Genomic DNA, 2,346 nt, shown 5'->3' on the forward strand with positions numbered 1-2,346 from the left:
CCCCGGCGCCCCTTCGGCCCGCCCGGGCCCGGGCTACGGCACCGACGGCCGCCCGCCGCGCGAGCCCGTCACCGCAGGATGCCCACCGCTCGCGCGACCACGAGCAGCACGGTGATCAGCGATACCGACGTCTGGATCATCATCAGCAGCTTGGCCCACGTCGTCAGCGGCATGGTGTCGGTCGGGCTGAAGGCGGTGGCGTTGGTGAAGGCCACGTACAGGTAGTCCCCGAAGTAGGGCTTCCATTCGGAGGGGGCGATTCCGTCCTGGCCCATCTGCGGGAAGAGGAAGTCGGGGTAGTCCTTGGTCCCCTGGGCCCGGGCCACCGGCCCGCCCCGGTCCCACTCCCAGTACCAGAGCGCGAAGGCGATCACGTTCGTCGCCCAGACGGCGCCGGCCGTGCCGAGCAGCCCGAGCGCGCGTTCCGGCCCGATGCCGAGGAGCAGCTCCCGTACGAGCTTCACGGCCGACCACGCGTTGGCCAGGCTGACCGAGGCCGCCAGGCTCAGGCTGAGCCCGCGCAGCAGGAGGGAGGTGCGGTCGAAGCGGCGGTGCGGGTTGAGGGCGATCAGCGCCAGCAGCAGGGTCAGCTCCAGCGCGGGCAGCAGCCAGAACGGGTCGAGGGTCAGCCGGTCCGGCAGGGCGATCTGGAGGCCCACGGCGACCAGGATCGCCAGGGTGACCGCCCAGCGTTCCTCCCCGTCGGTGGGCTGCCGCCAGGCCGGTCTCTCCTCGCCGCGTTCGGCGGAGGGTTCGAGCAGGGCCTCGATCCGGTCCAGCCGGCGGTGCAGCCGTTCCACCGCGTCGTTCTCGCTCATGCCGGACATTCTGGGGCGGCCCGCCGCGCGCCCGGGGAAGCCCCGCCCGGGCGGCTGCGGCCGTCATGGCCCGGTGCCGGACTGAGGGCATGACCACGCTCGGCCGGTCCTTCCGGGGGCGGCTGGTGCGGCCGGGAGATCCCACGTACGACGAGGACCGGCGGGTCTGGAACGGTTCCATAGACCGCTCCCCCGCCCTCCCCGCGGACGTCAGCGACGCCGTGCGGTTCGCGGCGGGGCCCGGGGCCGGGTCTGCCGGTCGCCGTACGCGGCGGCGGGCACAGCTTGCCCGGGCAGTCCGTGTGCGACGACGGGATCGTCACCGACCTCTCGCCGATGCGCGGCATCCGGGTGGATCCGCAGGCCCGTACGGTCACGGCCCAGGCCGGTGTCCTCCTGGGCGAGCTGGACCGCGAGACGCAGGCGTACGGGCTGGCCGTGCCGGCCGGGGTCGTCACGCACACCGGGCTGGCGGGCCTCACGCTCGGCGGCGGGATCGGCTGGCTGATGCGCAAGTACGGGCTCACGATCGACCAGCTGCTCTCGGTGGACCTGGTCACCGCCGACGGATCCTTCCTGAAGGCGAGCGAGGACGAGAACCCGGACCTGTTCTGGGGCGTGCGCGGCGGCGGCGGGAACTTCGGGATCGTCACGGAGTTCACCTTCCGGCTCAATCCGCTCGGGCCGATCGTGCTGGCCGGGCCGGTCTTCTGGCCGATGGCCGAATCGCCGCGGCTGCTGCGCTTCTACCGCGAGTGGATCACCGACGTACCGGACGAGCTGACCACGGCGATCGTCCACCGCAAGGCACCCGCGGTCCCGTACATACCGCCTGAACTGCAGGGAAAACCGGTCGTGATGGTGGTGTGCTGCTACGCGGGCCCGGTCGAGGAGGGGCAGGAGGTCCTCCGGCCGCTGCGCGAGGACGCGGGGCCCGCGCCCGTACTCGACCTGTGTGCGCCCAAGCCGTTCACCGAGCACCAGGCGATGTTCGACCCGTCCTTCCCGGCCGGCCGCTGGTACTACTTCAAGTCCTGCGACGTCGACCGCCTCACCGACGAGGTCATCGACCGTACGGTCGAGCACGCGGCCCGGATCGTCTCGCCGTTCACCGCCTTCCCGATCTTCCAGCTGGGCGGGGCCATCGCGCGCGTCGGGGAGGGCGAGACGGCCTTCGGCGGGCGGGGCTCCGGCCACACCTTCAACATCAACGGGACGACGGAGGGCGCCGAGGGCTTCGAGCGGGAACGGGAGTGGGCGCGGGGCCTGTGGTCGGCGCTCGCCCCCCACCAGACGGGCGTCTACGCGAACTTCCTGATGGAGGAGGGCGAGGACCGCGTCCGCCAGGCCTACGGGCCCGAGACGTACCGCCGGCTGCGGGAACGCAACCAGAACATCCCGCCGCCCTAGCGCGGTCCCGTCACCGGGCCCGCGCTAGGGTCTGTTGCGAAAGTGGATCTTGTTCGTTGATGATCACGTCTCGTGGGACGTGGAGATCTGACGAACGGCCAGTGGGCCCGGCTTGAGC

At 72.2% G+C, this 2,346-nt stretch carries 2 protein-coding genes; one reads left to right on the top strand and one right to left on the bottom strand.

What is annotated here, in order from left to right; translation table 11 throughout:
• Positions 1-68: 68 nt before the first annotated feature.
• On the bottom strand, positions 69-818 hold the full coding sequence (locus ACFTXQ_RS36540) for a hypothetical protein (RefSeq protein ID WP_382649966.1): 750 nt from the start codon (positions 816-818) through the stop codon (positions 69-71).
• 285 nt (positions 819-1,103) lie between these two features.
• Here ACFTXQ_RS36540 and ACFTXQ_RS36545 point away from each other — a divergent pair, with 285 nt between their 5' ends.
• Positions 1,104-2,228, top strand: coding sequence for an FAD-binding oxidoreductase (locus ACFTXQ_RS36545; protein ID WP_382649968.1), 1,125 nt, complete (start codon positions 1,104-1,106; stop codon positions 2,226-2,228).
• Positions 2,229-2,346 lie beyond the last annotated feature (118 nt).

It is taken from the genome of Streptomyces sp. NPDC057010 (genome assembly GCF_042673805.1).
Lineage (GTDB): Bacteria > Actinomycetota > Actinomycetes > Streptomycetales > Streptomycetaceae > Streptomyces.